We start from the raw sequence: 454 nt of genomic DNA on the forward strand, positions 1-454 counted from the left end.
TATGGATCGTTCGGCAGTGAATTACAATCTCATCGGGGATAAGTCTAACGTAATTGACGGCCATGCTCCTACAGACGGAAAACTGGTCCCCGTCGGCCTCAGCTTTACTGAAGCTGCCAATCCTGCCGCAGGAGTATATTCTTCTGTAGCCGATATGAGCAAATGGGTACAGGCACAGCTTAACAGCGGTAAGTACGGTGAGAATCTGGAGAAGCAACTCTTCAGCGAACGGCAGCACCGCGAGATGTGGACACCGCAAACACTTACCGGCACCGGAAAAGGAGATTACAATACACATTTTAAAGCCTATGGTTTAGGCTGGTTTCTTAGCGATGTCAATGGCTACCTCGAAGTAACCCACACCGGCGGATTACTGGGAATTGTTAGCCAGGTAACGATGATCCCGGAACTGGACCTGGGAATTATTGTGCTTACAAACCAGCAGTCAGGCGCG

1 protein-coding gene is annotated in these 454 nt (G+C 50.0%); it reads left to right on the forward strand.

All coding sequences use genetic code 11. The features are described 5' to 3' along the window. A partial coding sequence (locus HC175_RS18545) for a serine hydrolase domain-containing protein (protein ID WP_168139693.1) occupies positions 1-454 on the forward strand: 454 nt, incomplete at both ends.

Source organism: Salinimicrobium oceani (assembly GCF_012037645.1).